Below are 14,790 nucleotides of genomic sequence, written 5' to 3'. Positions count from 1 at the left end.
CCCCGATCAACGGTCACACCACCAGCGACAGCAACATGATGAAAATGATGCCGACGATGGACAGGATCGTCTCCATCATGCTCCAGGTCTTGAAGGTTTCTGCCACGGTCATGTTGAAGTACTGCTTCACCAGCCAGAAGCCGGCGTCGTTCACATGCGACAGGATCAGCGAGCCGGCACCGGTGGCCAGTACCAACAGCTCACGGTTCACCCCCGGCACCAGGTCGATCACCGGCGCCACGATACCCGCGCCGGTGATGGTGGCGACCGTGGCGGAGCCGGTCGCGATGCGAATCACCGCCGCCACCAGCCATGCCAGCATGATCGGCGAAATTTCTGCCTGCACAGCCATCTGCCCGATCACGTTGCCTACGCCGGTGTCCACCAGCATTTGCTTGAAGCCACCGCCAGCGCCGACGATCAGCACGATGGCGGCAGTCGGTGCCAGGCTCTGGTCGAGCATCTTCATGATCTGCTGGCGGTTGAAGCCGCGGGCCGAACCGAAGGTGTAGAAGGCCAGTAGCAGGGCGGCGAGCAGGGCGGTGATCGGGTGGCCGATCAGGTCCATCCACTGGCGCACGATGTGCTCGGCAGGCAGCACCACGTCGGCGAACGTTTTCAGCAGCATCAACGCGACCGGCAGCAGTACGGTGATCAGGGTGATGCTGAAACTTGGCAGGTTGCCCTGATCGGACTCCTTGGCGATCTGGTCCATCAGTTCCTGGGACGGGTTGCCCGGGATGTAGCGGGAAATGAAGTTGCCGAACAGAGGGCCGGCGATGATCGCGGTGGGCAGTGCGACGATCAGACCGTAGAAGATGGTCTTGCCAATGTCAGCATGGAAAATGCCGATCGCCAGCAAGGGGCCCGGGTGCGGTGGCACCAGCCCGTGCACCACCGACAGGCCGGCCAGCAGCGGAATGCCGATTTTCACCAACGATACGCCTGAGCGCCGGGCGACGATGAACACCAGTGGAATCAGCAGGACAAAGCCGATTTCGAAGAACAGCGGGATGCCCACCAGGAAGGCGGCGAACATCATCGCCCAATGCACGTTCTTCTTGCCGAAGGCGCGGATGAGGGTTTGCGCAATCTGGTCGGCGCCCCCGGAGTCGGCCATCAGCTTGCCGAGCATGGTGCCCAGGGCGAGCACGATGCCGACGAAGCCGAGTACGCCGCCAAAACCGTCCTGGAACGATTTCATGACCTTGGCCACCGGCATGCCGGAAGTCAGGCCCAGGAAGCCGGCCGCGAGGGTGAGGGCGACGAAGGGGTGAACCTTGAAGTGGGTGATCAGCAGGATCAGCCCGACGATGGTAACCAGCGCGTCGAGCAGCAGGAAGGTATCAGTAGCCAGTCCGAACATGGTTTGAAGGCCTCGGTCTTATCGTTGTTTTGGGCGTAGCTTTTTGGAGTCTTTGCCGCGTTTACGGGTTGGGGTAGCGCTGTCTTTGGTGAGACGGAAAAGCCGCCGAGGTCAGGCGGTTTGCGCCAGGCCCGGCTCACCGCAGCGCTTTAGCCAGTGATCCACCGCTTCGGCCAGTGCTTCGATCGGTTGGGTGGCGTCCAGTGCCAGCGTCAGTGGCTCGCCGCGTGGCGATTCCAAGGCAGCGAACTGGCTGTCGATGAGGCTGGCCGGCATGAAGTGCCCTGGGCGAGCCAGCACGCGTTTTTCGGCCTCGGCAGGCGACAGTTCGAGGAACACGAACACCAGCCCGGGCATGGCATCGCGCAGGGTGTCGCGGTAGCGGCGCTTGAGTGCCGAGCAGGTCAGGATCGGGCGTTCACCGGCCTGGGTGGTGGCTTGCAACTCTTCACCAAGGCGGACCAGCCAGCCGGCACGGTCGCTGTCGTCCAGCGGGATGCCAGCGCTCATCTTGCGGATGTTTTCGGCAGGGTGGAAAGCGTCGCCTTCGATCAGGCGGCCGCCGCTTCTGGCAGCGATGGCGGCGCCGATGCAGCTTTTGCCACAACCGGCCACGCCCATCACCACAATGGCGGACAGGGGAGAATTCATCAGTACCTCCTGCGGGTGAGGTAGCGCTGTCTCGCCTTGGACGAACAGCCATCTCCCCGGTGTTATTGGTCTTGTCCTTACGCAGTATGGACGCCTGGTGGCAAGCGCGTAGTGGCTGCTACCAAAGATTACATTGCCTGCATCCTGAGACAGCGCTACCTTAGTGGCCGTTCCCTCTCCTTGCAAGTAGTAAAATTACAACATTCATGTCCCGCACCGGCTCCCGAACTACAGGTCGTCCCACCCTGGCTGAAGTTGCCAGGCTTTCCGGGGTCTCCCCGATTACCGCTTCGCGCGCCTTGCGCGGGGTCAGCACGGTTGCGCCTGACCTGGTGGAAAAGGTCATCGCCGCAGCGGCGAACCTCGGCTATGTGGCCAACCCGGCCGCCCGGGCGCTGGCCTCGGCACGCAGCCAGTCGGTGGTGGTGTTGATCCCGTCGTTGTCCAACCAACTGTTCATCGACACCCTGGAGGCCATTCACGAGGTCATGCGCCCTCGTGGGCTAGAGGTGCTGATCGGCAACTATCACTACGACCTTGCCGAAGAAGAGAACCTGATCCGCAATTACCTGGCCTATCAGCCCTGCGGCATTTTGCTGACCGGCTTCGAGCGTAGCGATGCTGCGCGGCAGATGCTGGCTGCCAGCGGCGTGCCGTGTGTGCACATGATGGAACTCAATGGTGAGCCAGGGGCTTTGTCAGTCGGCTTCTCGCAGCATCAGGCCGGGCGTGCTGCTGCACGGCACCTGATCGAGCGCGGGCGCAAGCGCCTTGCATTCATTGCCGCACAGCTGGACCCGAGGGTGATGCAGCGTGCCGAGGGTTTCCGTCAGGCTTTGGCAGAGGCTGGTTTGCAGGCTGCGGAGCTGGAGGTATTGGCCCCGGAGCCATCGTCGATTGCCCTGGGCAGTGTGCTGTTCAGCCAGCTGATGCAGCAGGCGCCGGACGTCGACGGTATCTTCTTCTGTAACGACGACCTGGCTCAGGGCGCGGTGCTGCAGGCCTTGCGTCAAGGGGTGGAGGTGCCACGCCAGGTGGCGATGGTCGGTTTCAACGATTTGCCTGCGTCGGCGCATATGGTGCCGCGGCTGACCTCCATTCGCACTCCACGGGCTGCGGTGGGGCGGGGCGCAGCGCAGGCGTTGCTGGCGTTGCTGGATGGCAAGCGGGTGACGAATGCGCAACAGGATCTGGGCTTTGAGCTGATGGTGCGCGAGAGCTCCTGAGAGCGCCCGCCAAGGCCTTCTCGCGCGAATCCCATAGGAATGATGGGGCCGATACACATGTGGATTGGGTTTACCCGCGAAGCAGGCGACGCGGGGCATGGCACCGGCTGCGCCGGTGTTCGCGGGTGAACCCGCTCCTACAGGCGCTGTAGATGCCACGACTTGCCAACGGCGATCTATGCTCAGAAAACCGCGCATAGGGAGCCCCGCGTCATGTTCGATTTCCACCGCAAGTCTGATTTGGCAGAAATCCAGCGCAGCCGCCAGGCGTTGGCCAATGCGCAAGCCAAACTGGCCGCTATCGGCCGTTCCATGGCAATGATCGAGTTCGCCCCTGACGGCACTATCCTCGACGCCAACGAGCGCTTCTGCCAGGCCATGGGCTACAGCGCCGACGAACTGCGAGGCAAGCACCACAGGCTGTTCTGTGAGCCGGACTATGCAAAAAGCGCCGAATACCAGCAACTGTGGCGCGAGTTGGGGCAGGGCAAGGCAATCAGCGGTACGTTCGAGCGCATCGACAAGGCGGGGCGCGAGGTCTGGCTGGAAGCCAGCTACATGCCCGTGCTGGACGAGCACCGGCAAGTCACCAGCGTAATCAAGGTGGCGTCGGACATCACCCAGCGGGTGGTGCTGGAGCACGAGAGCGAAAGCCTGCTCAAGGCCATCAGCCGCTCCATGGCGGTGATCGAATTCACCCCGCAAGGCCGGGTGATCAAGGCCAATCAGAATTTTCTCGACACCATGGGCTACCGCCTTGATGAAGTGGTTGGCCGCCATCACGGGCTGTTCTGCCTGGCGCATGAACGCGAATCGGCCCAGTACCGGGAGTTCTGGGCTTCGCTGAACCGTGGCGAATACCACTCGCACCGCTTCGAACGCGTCAACAAGCAAGGACAGACTGTTTTCCTGGAGGCCTCCTACAACCCGATCTTCGACAGCAAGGGCCGCCTATGCAAAGTGGTCAAGTTTGCCAGCGACATCACCCATCAGGTCTGCACCCAGCAAAGCGCCGCCCATGCCGCCCATGCCAGTTCGGTGCAGACCGATGCCTGCGCGCGCAAGGGTACCGAAGTGGTGCAGCAGGCCGTGCAGGTAATCGAGCAGATTTCCCAGGAGCTTAACGACGCAGCGCGCAGCATCGATGCGGTAAACAAGCAGTCGGATGTGATCGGGCAGATTGTGCTGACCATTCGGGGCATCGCCGACCAGACCAACCTGTTGGCCCTTAATGCAGCCATCGAGGCCGCGCGTGCCGGCGAGCACGGGCGAGGCTTTGCCGTGGTGGCCGATGAGGTGCGCAACCTGGCCGCGCGAACCAGCAAGGCCACCCTCGAAATCGTCGATGTGGTGCGGCAGAACCACGACCTGTCGCTATTGGCAGTGGCCAGCATGCAATCGAGCCTCAACCGCACCGGTCACGGCGTGGCGCTGGCCAATGAGGCGGGGACGGTGATCATGGAAATCCAGCAAGGCTCACGGCACGTCGTGGATGCCATCAGCCAGATAACCTCGACGCTGCAATTGCATTGAGCGCCTCGCGCATCTCGTCAAGCAGTGCCTGTAGGCTGAGTTGCAGTTGCGCACGCTGTTCGACGGTCGACAGCCCTTTTGCGTGGGCGCGTTCGATAGCCTCACAGTCTTTGACCACAGTGCGCACCCTGATCATTTTGGCGCCACCCTTGATGCGGTGGGCGAGGGCGCGCACGGTTTCATCAGGGGCGTCTGTTGCCAAGGCACGCAGGGCGGCCAGGTCTTCACCGACGCTTATCGACAATTGCTCCAGCAAATGCCGCGTCAACTGTTCGTCGTCCTGGGTCAGGTGACGCAGTTCGGCCAGGTCGAACCCACTATGGAAAGGCTCCGGCGACGGCTGCTGAGGGCGCACCTGGGGCAGATGGGTCTTGAGCGTGCGCAGACCAATCGGCTTGAACAGGCATTCGTCCATGCCGCTGGCCAGGCAGCGGGTACGCTCCTCGGCCTGGGCGTTGGCGGTCACGCCAAGAATACGCCCTGCTGGCAGGCCGCGTTCGCCCTCCAGGCTACGAATGCGCCGGGTGAGTTCATGCCCGTCCATGACCGGCATGCTGCAATCGGTGATCACCAGGTCGAAGCGCGCTTCCTGCCAGCGTGCAAGGGCGATCTCGCCATTCTCCGCCAGTGTCACATGATGACCCAGGGTTTGCAGTTGCCGTTCCAGCAAAAGCAGGTTGGCCGGGTAGTCGTCGACCACCAAGATATTGAGGGGGCCGCTGTTACTTTCATGTGTGGTGAGTTGCGGGTCCGCTTGTGCCGGTGCTTCGCAGACGGGTAACCGCAGGCTGACTTGTACCCGGGTGCCAACGCCCTCGACGCTCTGAAGGCTCAGGGCGCCGCCCATCAGTTCGGCCAGGGTACGGCTGATCACCAACCCCAGGCCTGCCCCTTGACGGGCCCTTGGGCCATCGACCTGAACGAAGGCACTGAACAGCCTGGCCTGGTCGGCGGGGCTGATGCCGATGCCGGTGTCGCGCACATTCAGCTCGATAGCCAGAATGCCGTGGCCGGCAACTTTGGGCAGCAGCAGACATGCCTGCACTTCACCACGGTCGGTGAACTTGATGGCGTTGCTGATCAGGTTGGACAGAATTTGCTTGAGGCGCAGTGGGTCAGCCAGCACCCATACCGGCTCTGCAGGCAGCTCGCCCTGCAGATGCAACCCTTTGGCCCGGGCATTGCCTTCGAACACACGCAGCGTGGCGCGCACCAGTTCGACCAGATTGGTAGGCACCGGTTGCAGGCTGATATGCCCGGATTCGATGCGGGAAATGTCGAGAATATCGCCAATCAGCTCAAGCAGGCCAATGGCCGAATCATGGGCGGTCTGCAAGGTCTGGGCGTCGCTGCGGCCGCTGCGGCTATCTTCCAGGGCCAGTTCCAGCAGACCGATCACCGCATTCATTGGGGTACGTATCTCATGGCTCATGGTGGCCAGGAAGGTGCTTTTGGTCTGGCTGGCCTGTTCGGCATCGTCCTTGGCCTGGCGTAGCTGTTCCAGCAGCCCCCGGCTTAGCGCGAGCTGTGCCTGCAGTGCGTGCTGTGCCTCGGTTCGCTGGTTGATCAGCTTGCGCAGGTAGCTGTTCCAGAACACCACCCCGGCCAGCAGCAGGGCCGACAGCACCAGCACCTGCAAAGCCAGGGTGCGGTAGTCGCGCCAGGGGCTGTCGCTCACCAGTGTGCTGGTGCGCCAGCGGTTGATCAACTGGTCCAGTTCTTCAGGTGGAATGCTTAGCAGCGCCTTGTCGAGAATGGCCTGCAATTGGGGCTGGTCGGCGGCTACGGCAAAGGCGGCAATGGCCGGGGCGTCGTCGAGCATGTTGGCGATGCGTAAACGGTCCTTGAACACATGGCTGATGTAATAGGCAGCATTGATATGGCTGCTCAGGGCAGCGTCGGCAACACCGTTGGCCACGGCCTCCATCTGGCCAAGTGGGTTGTCAACTTCGACTATCTCGGCCTGCGGGTACCGCTGTTGCAAAACGGCCTGCTGCGGTGAGCCGCGCACCAAGGCGATGCGCTTGCCATCCAGGGCCTTGGCCTGTGCAGGTGATTCACCGTCGTTGCGGGTAACAAGCACGCGCGGGCTGACCAGGTAGGGGCGGGTGTAGCGCAGTTGCTTCAAGCGGTCGGCACCATAGCCCAGCGCCCCGATCATCTGTGCCTCGCCCCGCACCAGGCGGTCGATCATGGCCTGCGATGAAGCACTCTCGACGGGTGTGAACTGCAGCCCCGTGCGCAGCGAGATCTGCTTGAGCAGGTCCAGGGTGATACCGCTAGGGCGGTGCTGAGCATCGTTGAACGTCAACGGTGCCAGCGAGGTATTGACCAGTACGCTGATAGTGGGGTGGGCGGTTATCCAGGATTCTTCTTCTTCGCTCAAGGCCGTGAGGTGGCGCTGCAGCAGCAGGCTGGTGTTACCACTGCTCCAGCGGCGCAGAATGTTCAGGCGTTCACTTTCGCTTATGCGTGACAGCGCCTTGTCCACCAGCCGATGCAGGCGCGGGTTGTCGCTGGCGATGGCGAAGGCAAAAGCCTCTGGGGCCAACTGAGAGAAATGGTCGATTTTCAACGTGCCCTGAAAGCTTTTGCCGATCATGTAGTCAGTGCTGATGGCATCGCCCAGATAGGCGTCTGCCTCGCCCAGCGCCACGGCAGCGAGCCCGGCCAGGGTCGAGCGGTACAGGCTCAGTTGCGCCTTGGGGTACAGTGTGCGAACGCTGGCGGCCGGCAGGTAGTGATCGACCATCGCCAGGCGCAGGCCCGCCAGCTCGGGCGTACTTTTCAAGCTGCGCCCTTCACGGGTGACGATCACTGGCAGGTCGTCGGCATAGGGGGTGCTCAGGCTAAGCTGGGCGTCTGCCGCTTCGAAGGCGTTGGAGCTACCTAGCAAGTCGATATGGCCATCACGCAGGGCAGTGATGGCCTCGTGACGGCTGTCAAAACGGCGTACTTCAATGGGTATGTCAAGCTGCTCGCCGATGATGCCGGCGTAGTCTGCGCTTAACCCCTCATAGTCATGCTGACTGACATTGATTTCGAACGGGGGGTAGTCGGGGCGCGCGCTACCCAGTATCAGGCGTTGGCGATTTTTCAGCCAGTGGCGATCATCGCCGGATAACGTCAGTGGGGCAGCGGCACTGATTGAGCGCGCCAGCAGATGGCGTGGTTCGCTGCTGGCCTGCAGCACCGTGGAGTTGGCCAGACTGATAGCCAGAAGGACGCTCGCCAGCAACAGTTTCATGGTAGCCGAGCGCTCAATAGACGCTGTTGCGCTTGGCCAGGTCGACCATTTCCACGAGAGACTCAGTCTTGAGCTTTTCCATGATACGGCCCCGGTAGGTGCTGATGGTCTTGGCGCTGAGGTTCATGCACGTGCCGATGTTCTTGTTGTTCTCGCCGCGCGCGAGGCGCCGCAGCACTTCCATTTCTCGGTTGGAGAGACTGGCCAGGCGCACTGGCTCGCTCTCCAGCGAGTTGCTGTTGACCGACATTTGCGGAAAGGTCGAATAACCTTTGGTCAGGGCCTTGAGGGCGAACAGCAGGGCCTCGTGGTCCTCTTCCTTGGTGACGAAGGCACCTATCCCGGCATCCAGGCAGCGGCGTACATACAGGTCAGTGGCCTGGCCGGTCAGCACCATGATCTTCGGTACCGGCTCCAGGCTCTGCAATCGCTTGATGACTTCCATGCCGTCAAGGCCAGGCAGGCCGATGTCGAGAATGACTACGTCAGGGCGCAGTTCACGGGCTACCTGAGCCACTTCACTGCCGTTGCCGACCTCGCCGATGACATGGAAGCGCTCGCGTTCGAGCAGTAGGCGCAGGGACAGCCGGACAATAGGGTGGTCGTCGACGATCAGCACGGTTGTCATGAGGAAAACTCCTGTAGGGATGTGGTCCGCTTCCTGGAACACTCAGGAATACGTCTGCAAGTGGGGTTATCGGAAGCGCTGCACGATACGACCATTCCCGAAGTTTGGTAATGCCGAGTATAGAAGTGTTGAAAACCCCAGTGCTTTTTGTTGAAAAGTCCTACAAGAAACAGGAAAGACATCACCCTGAGAAAGCGGTGATGCCGCTTCTTTGCAGTTGTTCAGGCGCAGGCAGCGTGCGGTTTGTGTATACGCAGTGTGGAGGCAGGGTTGTTGGCCAATGCCTGGCCGACTCGCGTGGGGCGGGCTACCAACTGCCCGGTACAATTTGGGCAGCGGCCTTGGAAGCGGGTTTCGGCACAGGCACGGCAGAACGTGCATTCGAAGGAGCAGATCATAACGTCGGGGCTGTCACCCGGCAGATCGGCATCACAGCACTCGCAGTTGGGGCGTAATTCCAGCATGGGCATGGCTCCTGTTCGCAGGCGGGAACCCGGAGTCTGCTACGCCCGAGGCAAGGCTGGCAATGTTCAGTCGCCAGGGCGGTACAGGTGGGCATGCCCGGCACGGTACAAGGCCGATTCGGCGAACGGTTTATCCCCCAGTACGTGGCCTACCAGGATCAGCGCCGTGCGCCGGAAATCCTTGGCCGCTACGCGTTCGACGATATCACCGAGGTTGCCGCGCACCCAATCCTGGTCTGGCCAGGTGGCCCGATGCACCACCGCAACCGGGCAGTGCGCGCCGTAGTGCGGCATCAACTCAGCGACAATGCGCGACAGGTGCTTGACCCCCAGATGAATTGCCAGGGTGCTGCCATGGCGCGCCAGGTCGCCTAACTGCTCACCCGGCGGCATGGGCGAGCTGTCGCCATAGCGGGTGAGGATCACGGTCTGCGCCACTTGAGGCAAGGTCAGCTCGCAGCCGAGCAGGGCGGCGCTCGCTGCCGTGGCGGTAACGCCGGGGATGATCTGGTAATCGATGCCCAGCGCCTGCAGGTGGCGAATCTGTTCACCGATGGCGCCGTACAGGCTGGGGTCGCCGCTGTGCACCCGGGCCACATCCTGACCTTTTTCGTGTGCGCTGCGCATGGCAGCGATGATCTGTTCCAGATGCAGTTCGGCGCTGTTGATCACGGTTTCGGCCTGGTGGCCTTCGAGCACGGCGGCGGGTACCAGTGAACCGGCATAAATGATCACCGGGCACTGACGAATCAGCCGTTGGCCCTTGACCGTGATCAGCTCCGGGTCGCCGGGGCCGGCACCGATAAAGTAGATGGTCATGCAAAGTCCTGGCAAAAAAGAGGGTACGAAACGCTCAGCAGGCCAGGGCGAGCGTCGCCGGGCCCAGTACCTGGCGCGTCAGCAGCAGCCTGGCCGTACCCTGCCGCTGGCTGGCCAAGGCCAGTGCCGCGCTCTCGGCTACGCCCCAACAGCCACTGTGCTGGTGGGCAGCGGCGGAACGGTGGCTGAGCAGTGGTTCATAGGGTTGCAGTTGCGCGCCATGGTACAGCACCAAGGGCAAACCGAGGCGCTCTGCCAATTGCTGCAAGCCGGGCTCGTCGGCCTTCAGGCTGATGCTTGCGATGCCGCGCAGGTCGGCCAGCGCCAGCCCCTGGTTGTCCAGGGCCTGGAGCAGCAAGCGTTGCAAGGCATCTGCTGGGCAACCCCGGCGGCAGCCAAAACCGGCATAGAAGGCAGGCATCAAGCCTGGCTGGAACGGCGGAACAGCCAGGCGCTGAGCAGGCCCAAGGCCAGCCAGAAGGCGGCGTTGGTCAGCCAGGAGGCGACCTTGAACTGGGTTTCCAATGCTTCAGGGGCCAGGCTTTCGTGCACCTCGGGTTGCGGTGCACCGATTACATGGGGAATGACCAGCAGCACGGCGCCCAGCGCCTTCAGCAGCCAGTGGCGGGCGAACACCAGCAAGGCCAGGCCCAGTGCTGTGGCACTGGCTGTACCGACCCACCAGGTTTGGCGTTGCCCCAGGTCGGCGGCCGCAGTCCCCGGCAGTTCTGGTGGCAAGCCCAGGGTGGGAGCCAGGCAGAAGACGGCGAAGCCAGCCAACCCCCACAATGCGCCAGTGACAGCGCGTTTGGGCTCGCGAAGGCTGTACAGGGCGGTGAGGATCAGGGCGAAGCCGACTGCGACCACCAGGTTGCCGCCTGTGGTGGACAGCACGCGCTGCCAGCCGTCTTCCGGCGACCAGGCTTCGGCGCTGTGTTCATGAGCGGCCACTTCGCTACCGTGTTCGTGGTGTGCGGCCGGGGCTGAGGACTCGTAGGTTTCCGCCTCCAGAATCAGCGGAGCCACCCAGAAGCTTTGCAGCAAGGTCAGCAACAGGGCTGCAAGGAGCCCGCTGAAGCCCGCAGTACGGGCAATGCGCGTGATCATCAGGCGTACTCAGTGGCAGGGGAAGGCGGCGCTGTGGCGGGTGTCGTGGGCGGCGTTGTGCACAGCCTCAATGTGCGAGAACCCGGCAAAGTACACCAGGCACAAACCCAGCAAGCTGGCGCCGACGGCGATGATTACACGCTGGCTGAGGGTAACGGGGGTAGCAAGGCTGTGTTGTTTGGCGCTGGTGACGGGCATGACGCGATCCTCTGCTTTTTGTGGGCAATGGGCGAGCGCGGCAGCCCCGGACGTGGTCGCCCAAGGGAATGCAACAGCGCCCGCCCACCGCGGGGTGTTCATGAACGCCAGGCCGGTCTCCGGGCTTGCGAGGAAGAGCTGGGCTCCTGGAACGCGTCACCTTCCCATGCCGTACTACGAGGCACAGTGGTACAGACGCTTCACTCGCTTACCGTTGCGGGGGCAGCACCGGCATTGTCCGGCCCTGCTGAAGGGCCTGGGACGCACCGGTTTCCCGTTTCACCCCCTGAGGGGCACCTGAACGCGAGGCATAAGGAGAGCATGGGGCGGGCTTGGCGTCAATGTCATACAGCGCGCGAGCCTTCCGAGCAGCAGGTATGACAGGCTCAGGCCTGCCGTGTTCTTCCAGCAGGCAGAAGTGCAAAAACCGGGCGATCACCCGCGGGCGAATGCCGCCAGCTTGTCGCCATCCAGGCGGTAGCGTACCCACTCATCCTGCGCCTGGGCCCCCAGCTTCTGGTAGAAGCCGATCGCTGGCTCGTTCCAGTCCAGCACGCTCCATTCCAGGCGCCCGCAGTTATTCGCCAGCGCTTCGCGGGCAATGTGCTGCAACAACTGCCGGCCGGCGCCATCGCCGCGTTGCTCGGGGGTTACGTACAGGTCTTCCAGATAGATGCCATTGCGCCCGAGCCAGGTCGAGTAGCTGTAGAAGTACACGGCAAAGCCAATTGCACGGCCATCACGCTCGCACATCAGGGTGTGCACAGTGCTGCCTTCGTCGAACAGGCTGTGCTCGATGTCGGCAAGGGTGGCGACCACCTCGTGGCGCGCGCGTTCGTACTCGGCCAGTTCGGTGATGAAGGTGAGGATCTGCTCGGCATCGGTACGAACGGCAGGGCGAATGGTGAGGCTCATGGTGACGGCTTCCTTGATCCGGATTGTCGGTACAGTGATGTGTATCTGCGTAATTTAATCAAACTGTACCGGTTGCTGGGAGTGGCGCTCCGTTAGTGTGACAGCACCCATAAAGAAAGTGGAATGCCCGCCATGCTTGCCTCTGCCGACCTGCTGACCGCCTTTGTGCTGTTTGCCTTCGTGTCTTCCATCACCCCGGGCCCCAACAACACCATGTTGCTGGCCTCGGGGGTGAACTTCGGCGTGCGCCGCTCGGTCCCTCATGCCTTGGGTATCAGTTTTGGTTTCATGATGATGGTGCTGGCCGTCGGCCTGGGGCTGGGTGAGGTATTCAAGGCCTGGCCACCCCTGTACACGGTGCTGCGCTACGCGGGCGCCGCCTATCTGCTGTACCTGGCCTGGAAGATTGCCACTTCCGGGCCGGTCGGCACGGCCGCGTCCAGTGCCCGCAAACCGCTGGGCTTCTGGGGGGCGGCGGCGTTCCAGTGGGTCAACCCCAAGGCTTGGGTGATGGCGGTAGGGGCGATTACCACCTACACGCCAGCGCAAGGCTATGTAACCAACGTGATCGTCATTGCGGCCTTGTTCGCGTTGGTCAATTTGCCCAGCGTGGGGGTATGGGTGATGTTCGGCAGCGCCCTGCGCAACCTGCTGCAAAATTCGCGCTGGCTGATGCTGTTCAATGTCGTGATGGCCCTGCTGCTGGTGATTTCCCTGTACCCGCTGCTGTTTGTAGAATCAGCGTTTTCCTGACCCCGAGAGTACAGTAAGCCGATGCAGTTGATTCCCTGGTCCCACGAATGCGCCGAAGGTTTCACCCTGCGTGGCTGGCGAACCCCGGCCAGTGGCAAACCGCTGCTGCACTTCCTGCATGGCAACGGCTTCTGTTGCCTGGCCTACCAACCGTTGCTGATGCGCCTGGGCGAGCATTTCGACCTGTGGCTTTGCGACGTTCAGGGCCATGGGGACAGTGACCATGGTGGGGTGTTTCGCGGCTGGAACCGCACCGCTGCCTTGGCGGTGGAGGCCTTTCAGGTCGGACGTGGCGAGTATGGCGACGTACAGCGGTTTGCCGTAGGGCACAGCTTTGGTGGCGTGCTTACGGGGCTGATCCTGGGCAGTGAGCCGCAACTGTTCGCCCGTGCCGTGCTGCTCGACCCGGTACTGTTCAGCCGACGCATGATCGGCGTGATGGGGGCGGCCGCCCTGGTTGGCCTGCATCAGCGCCACGCCTTGGCCCGCAAGGCTGCCAGCCGCCGCAGCCACTGGCCCGATCGCGAGTCGGCGTTGGCCTCGCTGCAAGGGCGCGGCATCTTCAAAGGCTGGACCCATGCGGCGCTGCAGGCCTATGTCGAGCATGCCATCGGTGAGTGTGGCGAGGCCGTGGTGCTCAAGTGCCGGCCCAGCCGTGAGGTGGAGATCTTCAGCTCGTTCCCTAAACGCATGTGGGCCAGCCTGACTGCAATCAGGACGCCGACACGGGTGTTGTATGGCGAAGACACCTATCCCTTTGTGCCACGTTCAGTAAACCGCCTGGCGCTGCTAAACCGCAATGTGACCGCACGGCAAGTTCCTGGTGGGCACTGTTTCATGCAGGAAGACCCGGCCATGGCGGCCGAGCAAGTGCTCGATTTTTTGCAGGGTTGACTGTTCTGCAGATGGGACGATGCATGCCATTTCAGCCGTCTACCGCTTGATTGGCATCATTGATAAGGTTACCTCAACCAAGAGAGGAGCCTTCTCATGAAAACGATTCTGGGTATTCACCGCAGCCCTCACGCCCATTGGGTGGGGGATGGTTTCCCGGTGCGCAGCCTGTTCACCTACGACAACCTGGCCAGCCGGATCAGCCCGTTCCTGCTGCTGGATTACGCCGGCCCGCACGATTTCGCCCCGACCCAAGCACGACGCGGCGTAGGCCAGCATCCGCATCGCGGCTTCGAGACCGTGACCATCGTCTACCAAGGTGAACTGGAGCACCGTGATTCAACCGGTGCTGGCGGCTTGATCGGCCCAGGTGACGTGCAGTGGATGACGGCGGCCAACGGCATCATTCATGAAGAGTTTCATTCCCCGGACTTTGCACGCAGTGGCGGCACCCTGGAAATGGTCCAGCTGTGGGTGAACTTGCCGGCGCGGAACAAGCGTGCAGCGGCTGGCTACCAGACGCTGCTGGCCGGCGACATTCCGGTGGTAGCGCTTGACGGTGATGCCGGGCGCTTGCGCGTGATTGCCGGTGACTACCATGGCCACCACGGGCCGGCCAGAACCTTCACCACGATGGACGTGTGGGACTTGCGGCTCAACGCCGGCGCGGCCTTGCAGTTGCCGGTTGCTGCCGGTCGCAATGCGGCGCTGGTGGTGTTGCGTGGTAACGTTCGAATCAATAGCGAGCGCGAAGCAGGCCCGTCGAGCCTGGTGCTGCTCGACCGGGAGGGTGTAGACGTAGCTGTCGAGGCGCTGGACAACGCAAGTGTGCTGCTGCTCAGCGGTGAGCCAATCGATGAGCCGATCGTCGGCTACGGCCCGTTCGTGATGAACAGCCAGGCGGAGATTGCCGAGTCGTTCGATGATTTCCATGCCGGGCGGTTTGGGCAGATGCAGGATGAGAGGGGAGGTGCCGCGCACTGATCCAG

General features: G+C 62.5%; 15 protein-coding genes, 1 pseudogene and 1 riboswitch. Of the genes and pseudogenes, 6 read left to right on the top strand and 10 right to left on the bottom strand.

Annotation, left to right across the window (positions count from 1 at the left end; translation table 11 throughout):
* Positions 1-13: 13 nt before the first annotated feature.
* Together ACF8Q6_RS00255 and ACF8Q6_RS00250 are read right to left on the bottom strand one after the other, a co-directional pair.
* Positions 14-1,366: a GntP family permease gene (locus ACF8Q6_RS00255; RefSeq protein ID WP_003253832.1), complete on the bottom strand. Its 1,353-nt coding sequence runs from the start codon at positions 1,364-1,366 to the stop codon at positions 14-16.
* Positions 1,367-1,477: 111 nt separating this feature from the next.
* A complete protein-coding gene (locus tag ACF8Q6_RS00250) occupies positions 1,478-2,017 on the bottom strand; it encodes a gluconokinase (RefSeq protein WP_003253831.1) in 540 nt (179 codons plus the stop codon).
* A 206-nt stretch (positions 2,018-2,223) separates the two neighbouring features.
* Between ACF8Q6_RS00250 and ACF8Q6_RS00245 the strand changes: the two genes are divergently transcribed.
* The 3 genes and pseudogenes from ACF8Q6_RS00245 to ACF8Q6_RS00235 all read left to right on the top strand — a co-directional run bounded on the left by ACF8Q6_RS00245 (position 2,224) and on the right by ACF8Q6_RS00235 (position 4,776).
* Positions 2,224-3,243 (top strand): LacI family DNA-binding transcriptional regulator, encoded by a 1,020-nt coding sequence (locus ACF8Q6_RS00245; RefSeq protein ID WP_012052191.1) that lies wholly within the window; start codon positions 2,224-2,226, stop codon positions 3,241-3,243.
* A gap of 213 nt (positions 3,244-3,456) precedes the next feature.
* Positions 3,457-4,239 (top strand): annotated as a pseudogene (locus tag ACF8Q6_RS00240) (PAS domain-containing protein); the annotation flags it as partial.
* 42 nt (positions 4,240-4,281) lie between these two features.
* A complete protein-coding gene (locus ACF8Q6_RS00235; RefSeq protein ID WP_371923980.1) occupies positions 4,282-4,776 on the top strand; it encodes a methyl-accepting chemotaxis protein in 495 nt (164 codons plus the stop codon).
* On the opposite strand, the gene ACF8Q6_RS00230 is transcribed toward ACF8Q6_RS00235, so the two are convergent.
* From ACF8Q6_RS00230 to ACF8Q6_RS00195, 8 genes are all read right to left on the bottom strand, one after another.
* Positions 4,742-8,023, bottom strand: coding sequence for a transporter substrate-binding domain-containing protein (locus ACF8Q6_RS00230; protein WP_392492549.1), 3,282 nt, complete (start codon positions 8,021-8,023; stop codon positions 4,742-4,744). The genes ACF8Q6_RS00235 and ACF8Q6_RS00230 overlap by 35 nt on opposite strands.
* 13 nt (positions 8,024-8,036) lie before the next feature.
* Positions 8,037-8,651, bottom strand: a complete 615-nt coding sequence (locus ACF8Q6_RS00225) for a response regulator transcription factor (RefSeq protein ID WP_003253824.1) — start codon at positions 8,649-8,651, stop codon at positions 8,037-8,039.
* A 221-nt stretch (positions 8,652-8,872) separates the two neighbouring features.
* The gene (locus tag ACF8Q6_RS00220) at positions 8,873-9,115 is read right to left on the bottom strand and encodes a DUF1272 domain-containing protein (protein ID WP_003253822.1); all 243 of its coding nucleotides are present in this window, start codon (positions 9,113-9,115) and stop codon (positions 8,873-8,875) included.
* A gap of 66 nt (positions 9,116-9,181) precedes the next feature.
* Complete coding sequence (gene cobM / locus ACF8Q6_RS00215) at positions 9,182-9,934, bottom strand: precorrin-4 C(11)-methyltransferase (protein ID WP_392492551.1); 753 nt, start codon at positions 9,932-9,934, stop codon at positions 9,182-9,184.
* Between the two features lie 34 nt (positions 9,935-9,968).
* Positions 9,969-10,355, bottom strand: coding sequence for a cobalamin biosynthesis protein (locus tag ACF8Q6_RS00210; protein ID WP_392492552.1), 387 nt, complete (start codon positions 10,353-10,355; stop codon positions 9,969-9,971).
* Positions 10,355-11,041, bottom strand: coding sequence for a CbtA family protein (locus tag ACF8Q6_RS00205; protein ID WP_392492554.1), 687 nt, complete (start codon positions 11,039-11,041; stop codon positions 10,355-10,357). The genes ACF8Q6_RS00210 and ACF8Q6_RS00205 overlap by 1 nt, the downstream gene beginning before the upstream one ends.
* 9 nt (positions 11,042-11,050) lie before the next feature.
* Complete coding sequence (locus ACF8Q6_RS00200) at positions 11,051-11,239, bottom strand: CbtB domain-containing protein (protein WP_003253813.1); 189 nt, start codon at positions 11,237-11,239, stop codon at positions 11,051-11,053.
* A gap of 92 nt (positions 11,240-11,331) precedes the next feature.
* Positions 11,332-11,555, bottom strand: a riboswitch (cobalamin riboswitch).
* Between the two features lie 119 nt (positions 11,556-11,674).
* Entirely contained in the window at positions 11,675-12,154 is a 480-nt protein-coding gene (locus tag ACF8Q6_RS00195; protein ID WP_012052197.1) for a GNAT family N-acetyltransferase, read from the bottom strand.
* A 123-nt stretch (positions 12,155-12,277) separates the two neighbouring features.
* Between ACF8Q6_RS00195 and ACF8Q6_RS00190 the strand changes: the two genes are divergently transcribed.
* The 3 genes from ACF8Q6_RS00190 (at position 12,278) to ACF8Q6_RS00180 (ending at position 14,785) form a co-directional block, all read left to right on the top strand.
* A complete protein-coding gene (locus tag ACF8Q6_RS00190) occupies positions 12,278-12,907 on the top strand; it encodes a LysE family translocator (protein ID WP_012052198.1) in 630 nt (209 codons plus the stop codon).
* 21 nt (positions 12,908-12,928) lie between these two features.
* Complete coding sequence (locus ACF8Q6_RS00185) at positions 12,929-13,801, top strand: alpha/beta fold hydrolase (RefSeq protein ID WP_392492555.1); 873 nt, start codon at positions 12,929-12,931, stop codon at positions 13,799-13,801.
* A gap of 96 nt (positions 13,802-13,897) precedes the next feature.
* On the top strand, positions 13,898-14,785 hold the full coding sequence (locus ACF8Q6_RS00180; RefSeq protein WP_392492556.1) for a pirin family protein: 888 nt from the start codon (positions 13,898-13,900) through the stop codon (positions 14,783-14,785).
* Positions 14,786-14,790 lie beyond the last annotated feature (5 nt).

The sequence above is a fragment of the Pseudomonas sp. GLN_2 genome, from assembly GCF_043106005.1.
Lineage (GTDB): Bacteria > Pseudomonadota > Gammaproteobacteria > Pseudomonadales > Pseudomonadaceae > Aquipseudomonas > Aquipseudomonas alloputida.
The sequence above is the reverse complement of the archived record's forward strand: the minus strand, read 5'-3'. Positions and strand labels throughout refer to the sequence as shown.